The organism is Pseudomonas sp. NY5710, from assembly GCF_013305665.1.
Classification (GTDB): domain Bacteria; phylum Pseudomonadota; class Gammaproteobacteria; order Pseudomonadales; family Pseudomonadaceae; genus Aquipseudomonas; species Aquipseudomonas juntendi.
Genome location: NZ_CP045554.1, coordinates 5,364,666 through 5,384,343, shown reverse-complemented (window position 1 = coordinate 5,384,343; position 19,678 = coordinate 5,364,666). Strand labels below are relative to the sequence as shown.

At 62.9% G+C, this 19,678-nt stretch carries 20 protein-coding genes and 1 pseudogene; 9 read left to right on the top strand and 12 right to left on the bottom strand.

From position 1 onward, the window contains the following. Positions 1-7: 7 nt before the first annotated feature. The 3 genes from spoT to GEV39_RS24730 all read right to left on the bottom strand — a co-directional run bounded on the left by spoT (position 8) and on the right by GEV39_RS24730 (position 3,517). A complete protein-coding gene (gene spoT / locus GEV39_RS24740; RefSeq protein ID WP_009684532.1) occupies positions 8-2,116 on the bottom strand; it encodes a bifunctional GTP diphosphokinase/guanosine-3',5'-bis pyrophosphate 3'-pyrophosphohydrolase in 2,109 nt (702 codons plus the stop codon). Positions 2,117-2,175: 59 nt separating this feature from the next. Then, on the bottom strand, positions 2,176-2,439 hold the full coding sequence (gene rpoZ / locus GEV39_RS24735; protein ID WP_003253383.1) for a DNA-directed RNA polymerase subunit omega: 264 nt from the start codon (positions 2,437-2,439) through the stop codon (positions 2,176-2,178). Between the two features lie 205 nt (positions 2,440-2,644). Further along, positions 2,645-3,517: a LysR family transcriptional regulator gene (locus GEV39_RS24730; RefSeq protein WP_173891566.1), complete on the bottom strand. Its 873-nt coding sequence runs from the start codon at positions 3,515-3,517 to the stop codon at positions 2,645-2,647. A gap of 245 nt (positions 3,518-3,762) precedes the next feature. Between GEV39_RS24730 and GEV39_RS24725 the strand changes: the two genes are divergently transcribed. The 3 genes from GEV39_RS24725 (at position 3,763) to GEV39_RS24715 (ending at position 7,505) form a co-directional block, all read left to right on the top strand. Beyond that, a complete protein-coding gene (locus GEV39_RS24725; RefSeq protein WP_392485062.1) occupies positions 3,763-5,106 on the top strand; it encodes a glutamine synthetase family protein in 1,344 nt (447 codons plus the stop codon). A gap of 4 nt (positions 5,107-5,110) precedes the next feature. After that, positions 5,111-5,884, top strand: coding sequence for a gamma-glutamyl-gamma-aminobutyrate hydrolase family protein (locus GEV39_RS24720; protein ID WP_173891564.1), 774 nt, complete (start codon positions 5,111-5,113; stop codon positions 5,882-5,884). A gap of 79 nt (positions 5,885-5,963) precedes the next feature. Next, a complete protein-coding gene (locus GEV39_RS24715; protein ID WP_173891563.1) occupies positions 5,964-7,505 on the top strand; it encodes an APC family permease in 1,542 nt (513 codons plus the stop codon). A 135-nt stretch (positions 7,506-7,640) separates the two neighbouring features. Here GEV39_RS24715 and gmk read toward each other — a convergent pair whose 3' ends face one another. Together gmk and GEV39_RS24705 are read right to left on the bottom strand one after the other, a co-directional pair. Continuing rightward, a complete protein-coding gene (gene gmk / locus GEV39_RS24710; protein ID WP_173891562.1) occupies positions 7,641-8,261 on the bottom strand; it encodes a guanylate kinase in 621 nt (206 codons plus the stop codon). A gap of 13 nt (positions 8,262-8,274) precedes the next feature. After that, a complete protein-coding gene (locus GEV39_RS24705; RefSeq protein WP_173891561.1) occupies positions 8,275-9,138 on the bottom strand; it encodes a YicC/YloC family endoribonuclease in 864 nt (287 codons plus the stop codon). Positions 9,139-9,343: 205 nt separating this feature from the next. Between GEV39_RS24705 and rph the strand changes: the two genes are divergently transcribed. After that, positions 9,344-10,066, top strand: coding sequence for a ribonuclease PH (gene rph, locus GEV39_RS24700; RefSeq protein WP_136917217.1), 723 nt, complete (start codon positions 9,344-9,346; stop codon positions 10,064-10,066). Positions 10,067-10,268: 202 nt separating this feature from the next. Here the strand turns inward: rph and crc are convergent, their stop codons facing one another. Next, positions 10,269-11,048, bottom strand: a complete 780-nt coding sequence (crc, locus tag GEV39_RS24695) for a catabolite repression control protein Crc (RefSeq protein WP_003253401.1) — start codon at positions 11,046-11,048, stop codon at positions 10,269-10,271. A gap of 80 nt (positions 11,049-11,128) precedes the next feature. Here crc and pyrE point away from each other — a divergent pair, with 80 nt between their 5' ends. Next, complete coding sequence (gene pyrE, locus GEV39_RS24690; RefSeq protein WP_054905201.1) at positions 11,129-11,770, top strand: orotate phosphoribosyltransferase; 642 nt, start codon at positions 11,129-11,131, stop codon at positions 11,768-11,770. 180 nt (positions 11,771-11,950) lie between these two features. On the opposite strand, the gene argB is transcribed toward pyrE, so the two are convergent. Both argB and GEV39_RS24680 read right to left on the bottom strand, forming a co-directional pair. After that, entirely contained in the window at positions 11,951-12,856 is a 906-nt protein-coding gene (gene argB / locus GEV39_RS24685) for an acetylglutamate kinase (protein WP_009681993.1), read from the bottom strand. Positions 12,857-12,886: 30 nt separating this feature from the next. Further along, positions 12,887-14,260 (bottom strand): annotated as a pseudogene (locus GEV39_RS24680) (phosphomannomutase/phosphoglucomutase); the annotation flags it as partial. Positions 14,261-14,276: 16 nt separating this feature from the next. Here GEV39_RS24680 and GEV39_RS24675 point away from each other — a divergent pair. Then, complete coding sequence (locus GEV39_RS24675) at positions 14,277-14,417, top strand: hypothetical protein (protein ID WP_173891559.1); 141 nt, start codon at positions 14,277-14,279, stop codon at positions 14,415-14,417. Here GEV39_RS24675 and dut read toward each other — a convergent pair. After that, the gene (gene dut, locus GEV39_RS24670; protein ID WP_029885729.1) at positions 14,399-14,854 is read right to left on the bottom strand and encodes a dUTP diphosphatase; all 456 of its coding nucleotides are present in this window, start codon (positions 14,852-14,854) and stop codon (positions 14,399-14,401) included. The genes GEV39_RS24675 and dut overlap by 19 nt on opposite strands. A gap of 5 nt (positions 14,855-14,859) precedes the next feature. Next, on the bottom strand, positions 14,860-16,071 hold the full coding sequence (coaBC, locus tag GEV39_RS24665) for a bifunctional phosphopantothenoylcysteine decarboxylase/phosphopantothenate--cysteine ligase CoaBC (RefSeq protein WP_173891558.1): 1,212 nt from the start codon (positions 16,069-16,071) through the stop codon (positions 14,860-14,862). Positions 16,072-16,200: 129 nt separating this feature from the next. Here coaBC and radC point away from each other — a divergent pair, with 129 nt between their 5' ends. After that, positions 16,201-16,881 (top strand): RadC family protein, encoded by a 681-nt coding sequence (gene radC, locus GEV39_RS24660; RefSeq protein ID WP_173891557.1) that lies wholly within the window; start codon positions 16,201-16,203, stop codon positions 16,879-16,881. A gap of 121 nt (positions 16,882-17,002) precedes the next feature. On the opposite strand, the gene GEV39_RS24655 is transcribed toward radC, so the two are convergent. Continuing rightward, on the bottom strand, positions 17,003-18,607 hold the full coding sequence (locus tag GEV39_RS24655; protein WP_173891556.1) for an ABC transporter substrate-binding protein: 1,605 nt from the start codon (positions 18,605-18,607) through the stop codon (positions 17,003-17,005). A gap of 361 nt (positions 18,608-18,968) precedes the next feature. Here GEV39_RS24655 and rpmB point away from each other — a divergent pair, with 361 nt between their 5' ends. Beyond that, positions 18,969-19,205, top strand: a complete 237-nt coding sequence (rpmB, locus tag GEV39_RS24650) for a 50S ribosomal protein L28 (RefSeq protein WP_003253504.1) — start codon at positions 18,969-18,971, stop codon at positions 19,203-19,205. 11 nt (positions 19,206-19,216) lie between these two features. After that, positions 19,217-19,372, top strand: a complete 156-nt coding sequence (gene rpmG / locus GEV39_RS24645) for a 50S ribosomal protein L33 (RefSeq protein WP_003253507.1) — start codon at positions 19,217-19,219, stop codon at positions 19,370-19,372. A 65-nt stretch (positions 19,373-19,437) separates the two neighbouring features. On the opposite strand, the gene GEV39_RS24640 is transcribed toward rpmG, so the two are convergent. Beyond that, on the bottom strand, positions 19,438-19,641 hold the full coding sequence (locus GEV39_RS24640) for a hypothetical protein (RefSeq protein ID WP_173891555.1): 204 nt from the start codon (positions 19,639-19,641) through the stop codon (positions 19,438-19,440). Positions 19,642-19,678 lie beyond the last annotated feature (37 nt).

Sequence of the window (19,678 nt, the reverse complement as noted above, 5' to 3'; positions counted from 1 at the left end):
TGGCGGACTACGTACGCATGCGGGTGATGCGGACCACACCGGTCAAGGTACGCAGCTTCTTGATCACACGGGCCAGGTGCACGCGATCGTGTACGCTGACCACCAGTTGGACCACGCTGATACGGCCGTCGCGCTCGTCCATGCTGATTTTCTCGATATTGCCGTCGGCCGCGTTGACGCTGCTGGCAAGCAGGGCAATCAGGCCGCGCTGGTGCTCCAGTTCGACCCGCAGCTCGACATTGAACTCGCCCGTGATGTCCTTGGCCCAGGAAAGCTGCACGCATTTTTCCGGGTTGTGGCGGATTTCACTGATGTTGCGGCAGTTCTCCAGGTGCACGACCATGCCCTTGCCTGCCGACAGGTGGCCGACGATCGGGTCGCCCGGGATGGGTGTACAGCACTTGGCATAACTCAGTACCAGCCCCTCGGTACCGCGGATCGCCAGCGGCCCTTCCGGTGCGGGCAACTGTTCGCCTTCGGCTGACAGCAGGCGGCGCGCAACTACATACGCCATGCGGTTGCCCAGGCCGATATCTTCGAGCAGGTCTTCGATCAGTTCCAGGCGGTACTCCGCCAGGATCGCCTGGATACGTTCCTGAGGGATCTTCTCCAGGCTGCTGTCGAAGCCGGTTAGCACCTTGTTCAGCAGGCGTTCGCCCAGGCTGATGGATTCGGACCGGCGCTGCTGCTTGAGCGCGTGGCGGATGTGCGTGCGCGCCTTGCCGGTAACCACGAAGTTGAGCCAGGCCGGGTTTGGCCGGGCGCCCGGGGCGCTGACGATTTCCACCGTGGACCCGCTCTGCAGCGGTTCGGACAACGGCGCCAGGCGGCGATTGATACGGCAGGCGATGCAACTGTTGCCGACGTCGGTGTGTACCGCGTAAGCGAAGTCGACGGCCGTCGAGCCCTTGGGCAGCTCCATGATGCGGCCCTTGGGCGTGAACACGTAGACCTCGTCCGGGAACAGGTCGATCTTCACGCTTTCGATGAACTCCAGCGAGTTGCCAGCACGCTGCTGCAGCTCGAGGATGCCTTTGACCCACTGGCGAGCACGGGCGTGGCTGCCCTTGGGTTGCTCGTCGTCGTTGGACTTGTATAGCCAATGCGCCGCGATGCCGTTGTTGGCCATCTCTTCCATCTCGCGGGTGCGGATCTGGATTTCGATGGGCACGCCATGCATACCGAACAGCGTGGTGTGCAACGACTGGTAACCGTTGGCCTTGGGGATCGCGATGTAGTCCTTGAAGCGGCCGGGCAGCGGCTTGTACAGGTTATGCACGGCGCCGAGCACACGGTAGCAGGTATCGACTTTGTCAACGATGACGCGGAAGGCGTACACGTCCATGATCTCGTTGAAGGCGCGGCGCTTGCCGCGCATCTTCTTGTAGATGCCATAGAGGTGCTTCTGCCGGCCGCTGATTTCGCCTTCGATGCCATCGGCAGCCAGGCAGTTGGCCAGCGAGTGCTCGATCTTGGCGACGATTTCCTTGCGGTTGCCACGAGCGCTTTTCACCGCACGGTGAATCAGCGACGAGCGCATGGGGTGCATGGCCTTGAAGCCGAGGTCTTCGAACTCCACGCGCACCGTATGCATGCCCAGGCGGTTGGCGATGGGGGCGTAGATTTCGAGGGTTTCCTTGGCGATGCGCCGGCGCTTTTCACCGGACAGCACTTCAAGGGTGCGCATGTTGTGCAGGCGGTCAGCCAGCTTGACCAGGATCACGCGGATATCGCGCGCCATGGCCATGGCCATTTTCTGAAAGTTTTCAGCCTGCGCCTCGGCCTTGGTTTCGAAGTTCATCTGGGTCAGCTTGCTGACCCCGTCAACCAGTTCGGCCACGGTCTCGCCAAATTGCTGGCTGAGGGCTTCCTTGGCGATACCGGTGTCTTCGATCACATCGTGCAACATGGCCGCCATCAGGCTTTGATGATCCATGTGCATATCGGCGAGGATGCTGGCCACAGCCAGCGGGTGGGTCACGTAGGGCTCGCCGCTGCGGCGGCGCTGCCCGTCGTGGGCCTGTTCGGCGTAGAAATAGGCGCGCCGGACCAGGTTGACCTGTTCAGGGCCAAGATAGGTCGACAGCCGTTCGGCCAAGGCTTCTATACCCGGCATGGGTTTACCTCCTGCCGAGGAAGAGGGCCTTGCGCCGTGCGACGTCGACCTGGCATCAATCAGACAGCCTCGTTGTTCTCGTCCTCGAACGCGGCGAACACCGGATCCTCGGTGACGATCTCTTCAGCGGCGATGAATTCGTTGGTGACGATGCCTTCGGCGATTTCACGCAGGGCAACGACGGTAGGCTTGTCGTTTTCCCACGCTACGCGTGGTTCCTTGCCGCCGGTCGCCAGCTGGCGAGCGCGCTTGGTCGAGAGCATGACCAGCTCAAAGCGGTTATCCACGTGTTCCAGGCAGTCTTCAACAGTTACGCGGGCCATGGTCTTCCTCAGTAGCAAATGCGGTGGGCGTGCAGCCCAATAGTGGGCAGGCGGACTCGATAGTATAAAAATTCACCAGCCAATAGGGAAGCGCTGTTTTGCCGAGCAGCGTCATTCCCAAGCCTGCCGCCGCACCCTGTAGGCGCGGTTTTAGCCGCGAAAGGGCCGAAACAGACACACTCGACGCATGAGCCTGACGATAACCTCAGAGCATCGCGCCGCGCAACCTCGGGGTCAGCTCTTCGAACAAGGTCTGCACCGAGCGCAGTGCCCGGCAGTCCGGGCGCGTCAGCAGCCACAGCTGAGTGTCGCAGCCGGCCAGTGGCCCGCTGAGCGCATCGACGCCGGGCAGTGCGTGCACCATGTAGTCCGGCAGCGCTGCCACGCCCAAGCCGGTGGTCACCAACTGGGCGATGGTCGACATGCTGCTGCACTGGTAGCGCGGGCTCAACCCAGGGTGCTGCTGGTTGCGCCAGACCACCGTGGGGTGGTCTTGCATGGAGTCGTCAGGGGCGATCCACGGGGTGCTGGCAGGCGATTCGGCCAGCCGCTCGCGCCACTGCGGCTGGCCGCAGATGACATAGGACGTCGAGCCCAGGTTGCGGCCTACCAGGTGTTCCGGCGGTGTATTGGTCAGGCGCAGGGCAATGTCGGCGTCGCGCCGGCTGAGGTTGGCGAAGGTGTTGGAGGTGCCCATTTCCAGCGACAGCGCCGGGTAGTTGGGCATGAACTCGGCCAGCGCCGGCAGCAGCAGGCTGTGCATGACCGCCTCGGTACAGGTCAGGCGCACCGTGCCGCTGACCACCTGCTCGCCACTGGTCATGGCAATGCGCGCGGCCTCAAGCGCCTGCTCGGCACGCTCGGCCTGCTCGGCCAGGGCCTGGGCAGTATCGGTTGGCAGGTAGCCTTTGCGGCTTTTCACGAACAGCGCAGTACCGAGGGCCGATTCCAGCCGGCGGATCGAGCGGAAGACCGTCGATACGTCAACTTTGAGCAACTCGGCGGCCTTCGCCAGCGAGCGGCCCCGCTCCAGTGCCAAGACCAGAGTGAGGTCGGCGTGGGTAATCTGATATTGCATTGGTGCACGCTCTGCTTGCCGAATTGCCAATGTCTGTTGCGTCAGGGCCATTTTATAGTGAAACCGCCCCCCGGAATCAATGCGCCCGGTCGGGTCAACAATCCCCACGATGGGAAGTGAAAAGAACAACAGCTGCAACCATCGTCGCCCGTGAGGCGCCAGCCGTACCCCCCACATCGCCGCAGCAAATCAAAGGATGTACAGCCATGACGTCGGTCACCCCGTGCGCCAGTTCTTCCAGCGAGATGAAAGACTTCCTCCAGGCCCATCCGGATACGCAGTACGTCGACCTGCTGATCTCCGACATGAACGGCGTGGTACGCGGCAAGCGCATCGAGCGAGCCAGCCTGCACAAGGTGTACGAAAAGGGCATCAACCTGCCGGCGTCGCTGTTCGCCCTGGACATCAACGGCTCCACCGTGGAAAGCACCGGCCTTGGCCTGGACATCGGCGATGCCGACCGTATCTGCTTCCCGATCCCTGGCACGTTATCGGATGAGCCGTGGCAGAAGCGCCCCACAGCCCAGTTGCTGATGACCATGCACGAACTGGATGGCCAGCCGTTCTTCGCCGACCCGCGGGAAGTGCTGCGCCAGGTGGTCAGCAAGTTCGACGACCTGGGCCTGACTATCTGCGCCGCCTTCGAGCTTGAGTTCTACCTGATCGACCAGGACAACCTCAACGGCCGCCCGCAACCGCCGCGCTCGCCGATTTCCGGCAAGCGCCCGCAATCGACCCAGGTGTACCTGATCGACGACCTCGACGAATACGCCGACTGCCTGCAGGACATGCTCGAAGCCGCCAAGGAGCAGGGCCTGCCGGCGGATGCCATCGTCAAGGAAAGTGCCCCGGCGCAGTTCGAGGTCAACCTGCACCACGTTGCCGACCCGCTGAAAGCCTGCGACTACGCGATCCTGCTGAAACGGCTGATCAAGAACGTGGCCTACGACCATGAAATGGACACTACCTTCATGGCCAAGCCCTACCCAGGCCAGGCAGGTAACGGCCTGCACGTGCACATCTCGCTGCTGGACAAGAAAACCGGCAAGAACATCTTCGCCAGTGACGACCCGCTGCAGAGCGATGCGTTGCGCCACGCCATCGGTGGCGTGCTGGAGACGATGCCGGCGTCGATGGCCTTCCTGTGCCCGAACATCAACTCCTACCGCCGCTTCGGCGCACAGTTCTACGTGCCCAATGCGCCGAGCTGGGGCCTGGACAACCGTACGGTAGCCGTCCGCGTGCCCACCGACAGCAGCGACAACGTGCGCCTTGAGCACCGCGTGGCCGGCGCCGACGCCAACCCGTACCTGATGCTGGCGGCCATCCTGGCCGGCGTGCATCACGGCCTCACCAACCAGGTCGAACCCCAGGCGCCGATCGAAGGCAACTCCTACGAGCAACTCGAACAGAGCCTGCCGAACAACCTGCGCGATGCCTTGCGTGCGTTGGACGACAGTGAGGTGCTCAACCAATACATCAGCCCGGACTACATCGATATTTTCGTGGCCTGCAAGGAAAGCGAACTGGCCGAGTTCGAAGTGTCGATTTCCGACCTCGAGTACAACTGGTACCTGCACACGGTGTAAGCCCATGAGCACAACTGCGGTCCCCTTGATCGGTGTCAGCGCCTGCCGCCAGCAGGTGGGGAAGAACTCGTCGCACACGGTTGGCGACAAGTATGTCGAGGCGGCCGCGTTTGCCGGCCTTCCGCTGATTCTGCCGGCCCGGGACGGTGGCAGCGACACGCAAGCGTTGCTGGCCTGCCTGCACGGCATTGTTTTCACGGGCTCGCCTTCAAATATCGAACCGCATCATTACAATGGCGCCCCCAGTGCCGCGGGCACCCGGCATGACCTGGCGCGTGACCGGCTGACCTTGCCGCTGCTGCAGGCGGCGATCGCCGCCGGTGTGCCGGTGTTGTGCATTTGCCGTGGTTATCAGGAACTGAACGTGGCCCTGGGGGGCAGCCTGCACCAGCGTGTGCAAGAGCTGCCTGGCTACCTGGACCATCGCGAGCCCGAAGACGCGCCCCTGGAGGTGCAGTACGGCCTTCGGCACCCGGTGTTCGTAGAGCCTGGTGGCTTGTTCGAGCGCCTGGGGCTGGCAGCGCAGTTCGAGGTCAACTCGCTGCACAGCCAGGGCATCGAGCGCCTGGCTTCGTGCCTGCGGGTCGAAGCGCGGGCCCCGGACGGCCTCATCGAAGCGGTGTCCATGCCCGGTGCGCCGGGCTTCGTCCTCGGCGTGCAGTGGCACCCAGAGTGGCGGTTGAGCGAAAACCCGGTCTCGCTGCGCCTGTTTCAGGCGTTTCGCGAGGCCTGCGTTGCCTATGCAGCACGGGAGGGCGCACGGCTGACGCGCCCCTGACAGCAAGCTTTCAATGAGTGAAAGCGGGCCTTGTGCGCAAGGCCTGTAAGAACAATTCCAAAACTTACGGCAAATACTCATGAGCAATTACACAGAAGCCGCCCGCCCACCCGACGTGGCGGCCGAAGCGGGCAACCATCAGCGCAGCAAAGGCCTGGCCAAGGGCCGCCTGGGCTTGCTGGCCAGCGTGGTACTGGGCATCTCTACCATCGCCCCGGTGTATACCCTCACCGGTGCACTGGGCCCTACCGTGCGTGAGGTAGGGGCACACCTGCCAGCCGTGTTCATCGTCGGCTTCCTGCCAATGCTCCTGGTAGCCCTGGGCTACCGTGAACTGAACTCGGCAGAGCCGGATAGCGGCACCTCCTTTACCTGGTCGGCGCGCGCCTTCGGGCCGATGATCGGCTGGATCGGGGGGTGGGGGCTGGTGGTTGCCACCACCATCGTGCTGTCCAACCTGGCGGGGGTGGCGGTTGACTTCTTCTACCTGTTCCTCGGCCAGATCACCGGCAGGCACGCGCTGGCGGGGCTGGCCGACAACCTGTTGATCAACATCGTCACCTGTTGTGTGTTCATCGCCCTGGCGGTGTGGATCTGCTGCCGGGGCATGGCCACCACGATGACCGTGCAGTATGGCTTGGTGGCCCTGCAACTGCTGGTATTGGTCGGCTTCGCTTTCGCCGCGTTCGGCGGCACCACCGCGCCACCGCCGATGGCGTTTGACCTGGCCTGGTTCAATCCATTTGGCGTGGAATCGTTCTCGGCCTTTGCCGCGGGCTTGTCGCTGTCGATCTTCATCTTCTGGGGTTGGGATACCTGCCTGACCGTCAGCGAAGAGTCGGTTGGCAGTGAAGAGGTGCCGGGCAAGGCTGCCACCCTGACCGTCATGCTGATCCTCGGCCTGTACCTGTTCACCGCCATTGCCACCCTGCAGTTCGCCGGCATTAGCGAAACGGGCCTGGGGCTCAACAACCCGCGCATCCAGGAGAACGTGTTTGCCCACCTGGCCGGCCCGGTGATGGGGCCGCTGGCGATCCTGATGTCCATTGCCGTGCTGGCCAGTACCGCAGCCTCGTTGCAATCGACCTTCGTGGCGCCGGCGCGCACGCTGCTGGCCATGGGTTATTACGGCGCAGTGCCGCCGAAGTTCGCCAGTGTTTGCCCACGCTCGCAGACCCCACGCTACGCCACCATTTGCGCAGGCGTGGCAGCGGGCCTGTTCTACGTGACCATGCGCACGCTGAGCGAGAACGTGTTGGCCGATACCATCACTGCGCTGGGCATGATGATCTGTTTCTACTATTCGCTGACGGCGTTTGCCTGCGTCTGGTATTTCCGCGGCAGCCTGTTCAGCAGCGTGCGCCACTTCTTCATGCGCGGCATGTGCCCGCTGGTGGGTGGGGTGATTCTGTCGGTGATCTTCGCGCGTACCGCCATCGACAGCGCGCCGCCGGACTTCGGCAGCGGCTCGCATGTCGGCGGGGTGGGGCTGGTGTTCGTGATTGCCGCGATCATCTCGGTGCTGGGCATCGGGCTGATGATGCTGTCACGCCTGCGTGCGCCGGCGTATTTCCTGGGGGCTACCCTGCGTCAGCAGGCCACCTTGCCTTTGCAGGAATAAAGCAAGGGGCCGCGATGCGGCCCAATCGCCGGCAAGCCAGCTCCCACATGATCTCCACAGTTTTCAGCTAGTGTGAGGCACCTGTGGGAGCTGGCTTGCCGGCGATTGGGCTGCAAAGCAGCCCCGTGCGGTCTCTCAGGAGAGCAATTCTTTTAGCAGCCCACTGTTGCGTTGCTGTTGCTTGCTCAACACCAGGCGGTTGGCGCGGAACACTGCTTTCAAGTCTTCCAGCGCTGCATTGAAATCATCATTGATGATCACATAGTCGTACTCGTCGTAGTGCACCATCTCGCTGACCGCTTCCTTCATGCGCCCATCGATGATCTCTTCGCTGTCCTGCCCGCGCCCGTCCAGGCGCTGGCGCAGCGCCTGCTGGCTTGGCGGCAGGATGAATACCGACAACGCATCGGGCATCACCCGGCGAACCTGCTGGGCGCCTTGCCAGTCGATTTCCAGAATCAGGTCAAAGCCTTTGTCCAGGGTTTGCTGGAGGGCGCTGCGCGAAGTGCCGTAGAAGTTGCCGAACACTTCGGCATGCTCCAGGAAGTCACCCTGCGCGATCAGCGCCTTGAATTCCTCGTGCACGACGAAGTGGTAGTTCACCCCGTGCTGCTCGCCCGGGCGCATGGCACGGGTGGTGTGCGAGACCGAGACGCGGATCTGCTGGTCTTCCTTGATCAGGGCGTTGACCAGGCTGGTCTTGCCGGCGCCGGAAGGGGCCGAGACGATGTAGAGGGTGCCGCTGTTGTGGTTCATGGTTGGGGTGGCCTTACTCGATGTTCTGTACTTGTTCACGCATCTGTTCGATCAATACCTTCAGGTTGACCGCCGCCTGCGTGCTGCGTGGGTCGAAGGCCTTGGAGCCAAGGGTGTTGGCCTCGCGGTTGAGCTCCTGCATCAGGAAGTCCAGACGCCGGCCTGCGGCGCCGCCCCCCTTGAGCACACGGCGTACTTCGGTAACGTGCGTGCTGAGGCGGTCGAGCTCCTCGGCCACGTCGCTTTTCTGGGCCAGCAGCACCATTTCCTGCTCGAGGCGCTGTGGGTCGAGCTCGGCCAGCATGTCGCCGAAGCGGTCGAGGATTTTCTGCCGCTGCGCCGCGAGCATCTGCGGCACCAGTGCGCGCAGCGTCGTGACTTCACCGGCCATGCTGTCCAGGCGCTCGTTTATCAGGCGCGCCAGTTCCTGGCCTTCGCGCTGGCGCCCGGCCTTGAGTTCGGCCAGGGCTTCGTCGAACAGTGCCATGGCTTCGGCGTTGAGTGCCTGCGGGTCACTGGTGTCGGCTACCAACACGCCGGGCCACGACAGCACTTCCAGCGGATTGAGCGGGGCTGGCTGCCTGATCAGCCCGGCCACTTCTTCAGCGGCGGCGACCAGTTGTGCGGCGCGCTCGCGGTCGATCTTCAGCGGCTTGCCGTTGCTGTCTTCATTCAGGCGCAAGGTGCATTCCACCTTGCCGCGTGACAGCCCTTGGCGCAGGCCTTCACGCACGCCGCCTTCGAGGTCGCGCAGGGCCTCGGGCAGGCGCAGGTGCGGCTCCAGGTAACGGTGATTGACCGAACGCAGCTCCCAGACCAGGGTGCCTTGGCTGCCGGCGCGCTCGACACGCGCAAAAGCGGTCATGCTATGCACCATGGGGAGTACCTCGCTTGGATAAGTGAACGGCGCAGGATTGTAGCGCAGTGGGGGCGTGGCGCCCAATCGGCCTATGTTACCGGTAGGTGGTGGTCGGGGTAGGAAAAGGCGACGGGCCGTCTGCGCGCGACAATAGGCATGTCCTCACCGGGCTTGCGGCTCTATAATGCTCGCCAGATTCAAAGTCCCAGTACAGGTATCCCAGATGAAACGTCCAAGTGGTCGCGCCGCCGATCAGCTCCGCTCGATCCGCATCACCCGCAACTACACCAAGCACGCCGAAGGGTCGGTACTGGTCGAGTTCGGTGACACCAAGGTCATCTGCACGGTCAGCGTGGAAAACGGTGTGCCGCGCTTCCTCAAAGGCCAGGGCCAGGGTTGGCTGACCGCCGAGTACGGCATGTTGCCGCGTTCCACCGGTGAGCGTAACCAGCGTGAAGCCAGCCGCGGCAAACAGGGTGGCCGCACCCTGGAAATCCAGCGCCTTATCGGGCGCTCTCTGCGTGCCGCACTGGACATGAGCAAGCTGGGCGACATCACCCTGTACGTCGACTGCGACGTGATCCAGGCCGATGGCGGTACCCGTACCGCGTCCATCACCGGTGCCATGGTTGCCCTGTGCGACGCCCTGGCAGTAATCAAGAAGCGCGGTGGCCTCAAGGGCGGTAATCCGCTCAAGCACATGATTGCTGCCGTTTCGGTCGGCATGTACCAGGGCGAAGCGGTGCTCGACCTGGACTACCTGGAAGATTCCGCTGCCGAAACCGACCTGAACGTGGTCATGACCAGCGCGGGCGGTTTCATCGAAGTGCAGGGCACTGCCGAAGGCGCGCCGTTCCAGCCGGAAGACTTCAACGCCATGCTCGCCCTGGCGCAGAAAGGCATGAACGAGATCTTCGAGCTGCAGCAGGCGGCGCTGGCCGATTGAGACCAGCCGGAGAGGTGCAGATGTTCTGCCACCTCTCCGCGCTGCTGGGCCCGCTGATCTGGCGGCCGATCAAATAGATTTTCTGTGGCCCCGTTCGCGGGCACGCCCGCTCCCACAGCGATCGCGGCGCTTTCACTGGTAGCGCCGTACCTGTGGGAGCGGGCGTGCCCGCGAACGGGGCTGCAAAGCAGCCCCAATGGCTTTAGATGGTCAGCGTCCAGTCATAGTCGACAATCAGCGGCGCATGCTGCGAGAAGCGCGGCTGGCGCGGCAGGCGGGCGTTGCGCACGAAGCGGCGCAAGCCCGGGGTGAGGATCTGGTAGTCGAACCGGTAGCCCAGGTTGAGCATCTCGGCCTGCTCGTTGTCCGGCCACCAGCTGTACTGGTCGCCTTCACGGCTGACTTCGCGCAGGGCGTCGACGTAACCCATCTCGCCCGTGATCGCATCCATCCACGCGCGTTCCGGCGCCAGGAAGCCAGGTGACTGCTGGCTGTCGCGCCAGTTCTTGATGTCGAGCTTCTGCTGCGCCACGTAGAACGAGCCGCAATAAATGTACTCGCGGCGCTTGCGGCGCTGCTTGTCCAGGTACTTGGCGAAGTCGTCCATCAACTTGAATTTCTGGTTCAAGTCCTCGTCGCCGTTCATGCCCGAAGGCAGTAGCAGGCTGGCAATACTGACTTTGTCGAAATCTGCTTGCAGGTAACGCCCGTAGCGGTCGGCTGTCTCGAAGCCCAGGCCGGTGATGACTGCCTTGGGCTGCATGCGCGAATAAAGGGCCACACCACCTTGGGCTGGCACCTCCGCGTCGCAGGCATAAAGGAAATAGCCATCGAGCTGGAAAGCTGGGTCATCGAGTTCAAAGGCCGAGGCGCGGGTATCCTGAAGGCAGATGACGTCGGCATTCTGGGCTTGAAGCCAGCTGAGCAAACCACGCTCGGCCGCAGCCTGAATGCCATTAACGTTCACACTGATGATCCGCATAAATGGCCCCATAAATCTCGTGCGTGTATGATACCCGAGCTCAACCCATTTAGCTAAATCCGTGGTGTCCGGGACTATTCATGCAGCCGTATCAGCGCGACTTTATCCGTTTTGCCATCGATCGCGGGGTACTGCGTTTCGGTGAATTCACCCTGAAATCGGGGCGTACCAGCCCGTATTTCTTCAATGCAGGCCTGTTCAACACCGGTTCTGCCCTGGCTGAACTGGGCCGCTGCTATGCCGCCGCCATCGTCGACAGCAAGATCCCGTTCGATGTGCTGTTCGGTCCTGCCTACAAAGGCATTCCGCTGGCGGCGACCACCGCCGTGGCGCTGGCTGACCAGCACCAGCGCGATGTGCCATGGTGCTTCAACCGCAAGGAAGCCAAAGACCACGGCGAAGGCGGCAGCCTGGTTGGCGCACCGCTGGCCGGTGATGTGCTGATCATCGACGATGTGATCACCGCCGGCACAGCCATCCGTGAGGTCATGCAGATCATCAATGCCCAGCAGGCCAAGGCCGCCGGCGTGCTGATCGCGCTGAACCGCGAAGAACGTGGCAATGGCGAGCTGTCGGCTATCCAGGAAGTGGAGCGTGACTTCGGCATTCCGGTGGTCAGCATCGTTTCGCTGACCCAGGTGCTGGAGTTCCTGGCTGACGACCCACAGCTCAAGCAGCACCTGCCGGCTGTCGAGGCTTACCGGGCGCAGTACGGGATCTGATCCTGGCCTGGAAATGAAAAAGGCGACCTTCTTGTTAAGGTCGCCTTTTTTTGTGCCGCCTGTTTTGGCCTATTCGCGGGCACGCCCGCTCCCACAGCTACTCCACAGGTTCCAGGATTTGTGTAGTCCCTGTGGGAGCGGGCGTGCCCGCGAAGGGGCCGGTACAGGCTAACCGAACACTCAGCGCGGCTTGCGGTTGGTGATCAGGGTGCCCACGCCGCTGTCGGTGAAGATCTCCAGCAGCACCGCATTCGGCACGCGGCCGTCGATGATGTGCGAGCTGTTCACGCCGCCCTGTACTGCATCCAGCGCGCACTTGATCTTCGGCAGCATGCCGCCGTAGATGGTGCCATCGGCGATCAGTTCGTTGACCTGCTCGGTGGTCAGGCCGGTCAGGACCTGGCCCTGTTTGTCCATCAGACCCGCGATGTTGGTCAGCAGCATCAGCTTCTCGGCCTTCAGCGCTTCGGCCACCTTGCCGGCCACGAGGTCGGCGTTGATGTTGTAGGACTCACCGTTGACACCCACGCCGATTGGCGCGATGACCGGGATGAAGTCGCCCTTGACCAACATGTTCAACAGGTCGGTATTCACGCTCACCACTTCGCCCACGTGACCGATGTCGATGATTTCCGGGGTGGTCATCTCGGGGGTCTGGCGGCTGACGGTCAGCTTGCGCGCGCGGATCAGCTCCGCATCCTTGCCGGTCAGGCCGATGGCGCTACCGCCATGGCGGTTGATCAGGTTGACGATGTCCTTGTTGACCTGGCCGCCCAGCACCATTTCCACCACGTCCATGGTCGCCGAGTCGGTCACACGCATGCCGTCGATGAAGTGGCTTTCGATCGACAGGCGCTTGAGCAGGTCGCCGATTTGCGGGCCACCCCCGTGGACAACCACCGGGTTGATGCCCACCGCCTTCATCAGCACGATGTCACGGGCGAAGCCGGTCTTGAGCTCCTCGCTCTCCATCGCGTTGCCGCCGTACTTGATCACCAGGGTCTTGCCGACAAAGCGGCGGATGTAGGGCAGCGCTTCGGACAAAACCTCGGCTACATGGGAAGCGGCATCGCGATCGAGGGTCATGCAGGGCTCCTGTGAGGAACAGATAATCGGTCAGAACGGCAGTTGCAGCTCAGGATCAACCCGCAGCAACTGGGTACGGAAAACATCCTTGATACGTTGCAATTCGGCGTCACTGTCGGCCTCGAAGCGCAGTACCAGCACCGGTGTGGTGTTGGAGGCGCGAACCAGGCCCCAGCCATGGGCATAGTCGACCCGCACGCCATCGATGGTGGTCAGGTTGGCTTCGCCCCAGTCGGCGTCGCGTTGCAGTGCATCAATGATGCTGAATTTACCCTCGTCGGTCACATCAATATTGATTTCCGGCGTGGAAATATCGTTCGGGAAGGCGGCAAACAGGTTTTCGGCGCTCTGTTCGGCCTTGCTGAGGATCTCGAGCAGGCGCGCGGCACTGTAGATACCGTCGTCGAAACCGTACCAGCGTTCCTTGATGAAGATGTGACCACTCATCTCGCCCGCCAGCAGCGAACCGGTCTGTTTCATCTTCTTCTTGATCAACGAATGGCCGGTTTTCCACATCAGCGCCCGGCCACCGTGTTGTTCGATCAGCGGGGTCAGGCGCCGGGTGCACTTGACGTCGAAGATGATCTCGGCGCCCGGGTTGCGTGCCAGTACGTCCTGGGCGAACAGCATCAGCAGGCGGTCGGGGTAGACGATGCTGCCGGTGTTGGTCACGACGCCGACGCGGTCGCCGTCACCATCGAAGGCCAGGCCGATGTCGGCGCCGGTCTGCTTGACCTTGGCGATCAGGTCTTCGAGGTTCTCCGGCTTGCCTGGGTCCGGGTGGTGGTTCGGGAAGTTGCCGTCCACCTCGCAGAATAGCGGGATCACCTCACAGCCCAGGGCTTCGATCAACTGGGGGGCAATCACACCGGCGGCGCCGTTGCCGCAGTCCACCACGACCTTGAGCCTTCTGGCCAGCTTCACGTCGCCGACGATCTGCTGGAAGTAGCGGTCGAGGATCTCGACTTTTTCCACACGCCCTGCTGCCAAGGTCAGGTCGTTGGTTTTCAGGCGGGTCAGCAGGGCCTGGATCTGTTCATTGGCCAGGGTGTCGCCGGCGATGACGATCTTGAAGCCGTTGTAGTCGGACGGGTTGTGGCTACCGGTCAGCATCACGCCCGACTTGCCGGCCAATACGTTGGCCGCGTAGTACAGGGCCGGGGTCGGTACCAGGCCGACGTCGCTGACCTGGCAACCGGCATCGACCAGGCCCTTGATCAGTTGCTCCACCAGCATTGGCCCGGACAGGCGGCCATCGCGGCCTACCGAGACTTGCGGTTCGCCCTGGGCCAGGCTTTGCGCACCGATGGCGCGGCCAATCCAGTAGGCGGTTTCGGCGTGCAAGGTCTTGCCGACCACGCCGCGAATGTCATAGGCGCGGAAAATGCTGTCTGGCAATGTGGCAGGAACCAGGTGGGCCATGTCGTTCATCTCTGGAAGCTCCATTAGTCAAAGGCTTTCTGGGCAGGCGCAAATTGAACGCTTGGACGGTGGTTTCACCAGAGAGTTCGCCATCCTTGGCCTGAACGGTCGTGTTTCGGCTCAGTGGCTGCCGGAGTGACCGAAGCCGCCAGCGCCGCGCTGGCTTTCATCGAAGGCCTCGACGATATCGAAATGCGCCTGCACGACCGGCACCAGCACCAGCTGGGCGATACGCTCGCCCACGGCGATGGTGAAAGGGGTGGTGCCGCGGTTCCAGCACGACACCATCAGCTCGCCCTGGTAGTCCGAATCGATCAGCCCGACCAGGTTGCCCAGCACGATGCCGTGCTTATGGCCCAGGCCCGAGCGCGGCAGGATGACTGCGGCCAGGCCTGGGTCGCCGATGTAGATCGACAAGCCGGTAGGAATCAGCAGGGTCTGGCCTGGTTCGAGAACGGTGTCTTGCTGGAGCAGGGCGCGCAGGTCGAGGCCAGCGGAGCCGGGGGTGGCGTAGGTCGGCAGCGGAAATTCGCTGCCCAGGCGTGGGTCGAGGATCTTGGCTTGAAGAGCGTGCATGTAACTTATTGAACCTGGTTGAGCCGTTCGGCGATGAAGGCGACCAGTTGCCGGGCGATCTTGCCCTTGCTGGTCTGCGCGAAGAGGGTTTGGTGCTGTTGGCGGTCGATCACGGTCAAGGCATTTTCTTCGCTGTTGAAGCCAATGCTGGGGTTGGCCACATCGTTGGCGACGATCAGGTCGAGGTTCTTGTCCTTGAGCTTGCGCGTGGCGTAATCGAGCAGGTGTTCGGTCTCGGCGGCAAAGCCGACGCTGAACGGGCGGTCGGCGCGGCCGGCGATGGTGGCAAGGATATCGGGATTGCGCACCATCTGCAGCAGCATGCCGTCGCCGGTCGTAGGATCTTTCTTCAGTTTTTGTGTGGCAACGACTTCCGGGCGGTAGTCCGCAACGGCTGCCGAGGCAATGAACAGGTCGCACGGCATGGCCGCCTCGCAGGCCGCGAGCATGTCCCGCGCGCTGACCACGTCGATACGGCTGACCCGGTCCGGGGTTGGCAGGTGCACCGGGCCGGTCACGAGGGTCACCCTAGCCCCCGCTTCAGCTGCTGCCTCGGCGAGGGCGAAACCCATCTTGCCGGAGCTATGATTGGTGATGTAGCGCACCGGGTCGATGTTTTCCTGGGTCGGCCCGGCGGTGATCAGCACATGCCTGCCGGTCAGGGCCTGGCGCTTGAAACTTTCTGCCGCGCACCAGGCCAGCTCGGTGGCTTCGAGCATGCGCCCCAGGCCCACGTCACCACAGGCCTGGCTGCCGGAGGCCGGGCCGAATACCTGGATGCCACGGCTTTTGAGCTGGTCTAGGTTGGCCTGGGTCGCCGGGTCGCGCCACATGGCCTGGTTCATCGCCGGGGCCACCGCCACGGTGGCGTCGGTGGCCAGTACCAGGGTGGTCAGCAGGTCATCGGCCATGCCCTGGGCCATGCGCGCCATCAGGTCGGCGGTGGCCGGGGCGATCAAGACCAGGTCGGCCCACTTGGCCAGTTCGATGTGGCCCATGGCGGCTTCGGCAGCCGGGTCCAGCAGGTCCATGTGCACCGGGTGGCCCGACAGCGCCTGCAGGGTCAGCGGGGTGATGAATTCGGCACCCCCACGGGTCATGACGACGCGCACCTGCGCGCCGTGCTCCAGGAGACGGCGAATCAGCTCGGCGCTTTTGTAGGCGGCAATGCCGCCACCCACGCCGAGAACGATGCGCTTGCGATACAGCCGCTGCATAGGCTTGCCTTTTTCCAGTGAGAGCGGGCGGCGACGTTTGCAAATGCCTGCGGCAGAACGTCGCATGTACGAGGCGAAATAGATTAACACAGGGCCGAAATGGGCCGCAGCAAGGGCAGAGGGGCAGGGATGAATATCAGGGAGTGGCCGGCTGAAGATCGGCCAAGGGAGAAGCTGTTGCAACGGGGTGCGGCGGTGCTGTCGGACGCCGAGTTGCTGGCCGTGTTGCTCGGCTCGGGCGTGGCCGGGCGCAATGTACTGGACCTTGCACGCGGGCTGCTGGTGCGTTTTGGTGGGCTGCGGCCGTTTCTTGAGGCCGATCGGGCGGCGGTGCTCCGCGAGCCGGGCATAGGCGCTGTGAAATACGCACAGTTGCAAGCGCTGCTGGAAATCGGCCGGCGCTACCTGGATGAGCACATCGCGCGCGCAGCGGTGCTGGAAGGGCCCGAGGCGGTGCGGCGTTACCTGAAGGCCATGCTGCGCCACGAGCCCAGCGAGGTGTTCGGTTGCCTGTTTCTGGACACCAAGCACAGGCCGCTGGCGTTCGAGATTCTGTTCAGGGGCACCATCGACCGGGCCAGCGTCTACCCGCGGGAGGTGGTGCGGCGGGCATTGCTGCACAACGCGGCCGCGTTGATCCTGTGCCATAACCACCCTTCAGGCAACAGTGAGCCTAGCCAGGACGATGTGCACCTGACCTTGTCGCTCAAGCGCGGGCTGGCCTTGATCGACGTGCGGGTGCTGGATCACATCATCATTGGCGACGGGGAGCCGTTGTCGATGGTTGAGCAGGGGTGGATCGTGGCTTAGGTCGTTGAGTTTTGTGCTGGCCTCTTCGCGGGCAAGCCCGCTCCCACAGGATATTCGCCGGCCTTGAAGGCGGTGGTGTCCCTGTGGGAGCGGGCGTGCCCGCGAAGAGCCCGGTGCAGGTCTACCTGGCCACCGACACCTTGCTGAAATCCAGCCGCCCGAACGGGCTGACCTGGTACCCCTCGACCTCCTGGCGCAGCAAGGTTGCCGCTGTCGGGTGCGCCAATGGCACCCACAGTGCCTGCTGCTGAATCAGGGTTTGCGCCTGCTGGTACAGCCGGCTGCGCACGCTTTGGTCGTTGGTGGTGCGCCCGGCACTGATCAGTTGGTCCAGGCGGCTGTCGCAGAACCGTGCGAAGTTGGTGCCCGATTCCACTGCCGCACAGGAGAACTGCGGGCTGAGGAAGTTATCCGGGTCGCCGTTGTCACCGGCCCAGCCCATGAACAGCAGGTCATGCTCGCCGGCCTTGGCGCGGCGGATCAGCTCACCCCATTCGATCACGCGGATCTCGGCCTTGATGCCGATCTTGGCCAGGTCGGCCTGCAGCATTTGCGCGCCAAGGCTTGGGTTGGGGTTGAGCAGGCTGCCCGATGGCCGCGTCCAGATCGTGGTGCTGAAGCCCTCCGCCAGGCCGGCCTTGGCCAGCAGGGCCTTGGCCTTTTTCAAGTTCAGAGGGTAGCCGGGCAAGTCCTTGGCGTAGCTCCAGGTATTGGGCGGGTAGGGGCCGTTGGCCGCCACCGCAGAGTCTTCGAACACCGCCTTGAGGTAAGCCTGCTTGTCGAAGGCCAAGTTGATCGCCTGGCGGACTTCCGGCTTGTCCAGTGGCGGGTGCTGGCTGTTGATGGCGACAAAGGCGGTCATGAACGCGGGCGTACTGGCCACCTTGAGCTTGTCGTCCTTCGCCGCTTCGGCAATATCCAGCGGTTTGGGCGACAAGGCGACCTGGCATTCGCCGCGCTTGAGCTTCTGCAGGCGCACGTTGGCATCGGTGGTGATGGCGAAGATCAACGGGTCCACTGCCGGCTTGCCGCCGAAGTAGTCCGGGTTGGCGCGGTAGCGCACCACAGCGTCCTTCTGGAAGCGCTGGAAGGTGAACGGCCCGGTGCCGATCGGCTGGCTGTTGAGCTTCTCTGGCGTGCCGGCCTTGAGCAGCTTGTCGGCATATTCGGCAGAATAGATGGACGCGAAGCCCATGCTCAGGGTGGCCAGGAACGTGGCGTCGGGGTGGCTGAGGGTGAAGCGCACGGTGTTCGGGGCCGGGGCGTCGATCGCCTTGATCAGGCTACCCAGTTGCAGCGACTGGGCGTGCGGGTAGCCGCCGGGTGCAGTCTTGTGCCAGGCATGGGCCGGGTAGAGCATGCGCTGGAAGCTGAACAGCACGTCATCGGCATTCAATTCGCGGGTGGGCTTGAAGTATGGTGTGGTATGGAACTTCACGCCGTCGCGCAGAGTGAAATCGTACACCAGACCGTCGGCCGAGACCGTCCAGCTGGCCGCCAGGCTCGGCACCACTTTGCCCTGTGCCGCATCGAACTCCACCAGGCGGTTCATCAGCACGTCGGCGGTGGCATTGGTGGTGGTCAGCGAGTTGTACTGCACCACGTCGAAGCCTTCGGGGCTGGCCTCGCTGCAAACGCTCAGGGGCGCGGCCTGGGCGATGCCACCCGCGAACAGGGTGGCGGTGAACAGGGAGTTGAACAATAAGGAAAGGGCGGCGGCACGCATGGTGGCTCCTTGGCTGTCAGTGGCCCATCTGCCAGTGCAGTCTGGAAAAAGCCTACCCTAGTGTGCCTGTCGGGAAATGACCACATCCTTTTTTACAAATGTGGCGACGAGCGGTCGACGGCTGGCAGGGCCTGAAGGTATGCTGCCCCGGCTGAATCGGGCTTGCGCCAATGTGCATCAACTATTGTTGCAGCCAGGTCTTTCTGGTATAAAGCAGCGCTCTTTTCTAGGGGCTCGGCCTGTCGCATAAGCGGATCCGGTCGATAAGGCCTCCAGAATCACGGCGCCCAGGCGCCAAAGACTGAGAGATTAAGCGGCCAACCCATGCCGGGTTGGGCATGTGGTTTTAGAGGGCTGAGTCATGTCGAGAGTCTGTCAAGTTACTGGTAAGGGTCCAGTAACCGGGAACAACATTTCCCACGCAAACAACAAAACCCGTCGTCGTTTCCTGCCGAACCTGCAGCACCACCGTTTCTGGGTTGAATCCGAGAAGCGCTTCGTGCGTCTGCGCGTTTCCGCCAAAGGCATGCGTATCATCGACAAGCGCGGCATCGACGCCGTTCTGGTTGACATCCGTAAAGCTGGCGCCAAGGTTTAAGGGAGAGCATCATGCGTGAATTGATCCGTCTGGTTTCGAGTGCCGGCACCGGCCACTTCTACACCACCGACAAGAACAAGCGCACCACCCCGGACAAAATCGAGATCAAGAAATATGATCCGGTTGTTCGCAAGCACGTGGTGTACAAGGAAGCCAAGATCAAGTAATTGATCGGCGACCTGAAAAAACCCGCATCCGTAAGGACGCGGGTTTTTTTATGCCTGCTGCAAGGTCAGTTGAATTCGAAGCCCTGAATCACCTGGTTGGCGTCGGTCCTGATCTGGATGCGGGTAGGGTCGAACTCGCGGGTGCACATGTCGGTGGGGCCGACCACGCGGGAGCGACCGGTAATGGCGCAGATGGTGTCTTTGAGCTCTGGCACGTATGTGGCGCCGACCAGGTGGGCGAGGGCTTGTTTGACGTCGTCGTTGGTCATGGTGATTTTCCTGTTGAAGGTGAATGGCCCGTTGTGG

What these genes read in the sequence shown, in the direction of transcription:
- gmk (WP_173891562.1), bottom strand. Translation starts at nt 8,261, where the DNA reads ATGAACCACAACAGCGGCACCCTCTACATCGTCTCGGCCCCTTCCGGC.
- crc (WP_003253401.1), bottom strand. Translation starts at nt 11,048, where the DNA reads ATGCGGATCATCAGTGTGAACGTTAATGGCATTCAGGCTGCGGCCGAG.
- GEV39_RS24655 (WP_173891556.1), bottom strand. Translation starts at nt 18,607, where the DNA reads ATGCGTGCCGCCGCCCTTTCCTTATTGTTCAACTCCCTGTTCACCGCC.
- rpmB (WP_003253504.1), top strand. Translation starts at nt 18,969, where the DNA reads ATGTCGAGAGTCTGTCAAGTTACTGGTAAGGGTCCAGTAACCGGGAAC.
- GEV39_RS24640 (WP_173891555.1), bottom strand. Translation starts at nt 19,641, where the DNA reads ATGACCAACGACGACGTCAAACAAGCCCTCGCCCACCTGGTCGGCGCC.
- GEV39_RS24715 (WP_173891563.1), top strand. Translation starts at nt 5,964, where the DNA reads ATGAGCAATTACACAGAAGCCGCCCGCCCACCCGACGTGGCGGCCGAA.
- GEV39_RS24720 (WP_173891564.1), top strand. Translation starts at nt 5,111, where the DNA reads ATGAGCACAACTGCGGTCCCCTTGATCGGTGTCAGCGCCTGCCGCCAG.
- GEV39_RS24705 (WP_173891561.1), bottom strand. Translation starts at nt 9,138, where the DNA reads ATGGTGCATAGCATGACCGCTTTTGCGCGTGTCGAGCGCGCCGGCAGC.
- rpmG (WP_003253507.1), top strand. Translation starts at nt 19,217, where the DNA reads ATGCGTGAATTGATCCGTCTGGTTTCGAGTGCCGGCACCGGCCACTTC.
- coaBC (WP_173891558.1), bottom strand. Translation starts at nt 16,071, where the DNA reads ATGCAGCGGCTGTATCGCAAGCGCATCGTTCTCGGCGTGGGTGGCGGC.
- rpoZ (WP_003253383.1), bottom strand. Translation starts at nt 2,439, where the DNA reads ATGGCCCGCGTAACTGTTGAAGACTGCCTGGAACACGTGGATAACCGC.
- dut (WP_029885729.1), bottom strand. Translation starts at nt 14,854, where the DNA reads ATGCACGCTCTTCAAGCCAAGATCCTCGACCCACGCCTGGGCAGCGAA.
- radC (WP_173891557.1), top strand. Translation starts at nt 16,201, where the DNA reads ATGAATATCAGGGAGTGGCCGGCTGAAGATCGGCCAAGGGAGAAGCTG.
- pyrE (WP_054905201.1), top strand. Translation starts at nt 11,129, where the DNA reads ATGCAGCCGTATCAGCGCGACTTTATCCGTTTTGCCATCGATCGCGGG.
- GEV39_RS24725 (WP_392485062.1), top strand. Translation starts at nt 3,763, where the DNA reads ATGAAAGACTTCCTCCAGGCCCATCCGGATACGCAGTACGTCGACCTG.
- argB (WP_009681993.1), bottom strand. Translation starts at nt 12,856, where the DNA reads ATGACCCTCGATCGCGATGCCGCTTCCCATGTAGCCGAGGTTTTGTCC.
- rph (WP_136917217.1), top strand. Translation starts at nt 9,344, where the DNA reads ATGAAACGTCCAAGTGGTCGCGCCGCCGATCAGCTCCGCTCGATCCGC.
- spoT (WP_009684532.1), bottom strand. Translation starts at nt 2,116, where the DNA reads ATGCCGGGTATAGAAGCCTTGGCCGAACGGCTGTCGACCTATCTTGGC.
- GEV39_RS24675 (WP_173891559.1), top strand. Translation starts at nt 14,277, where the DNA reads ATGTCGTTCATCTCTGGAAGCTCCATTAGTCAAAGGCTTTCTGGGCAG.
- GEV39_RS24730 (WP_173891566.1), bottom strand. Translation starts at nt 3,517, where the DNA reads ATGCAATATCAGATTACCCACGCCGACCTCACTCTGGTCTTGGCACTG.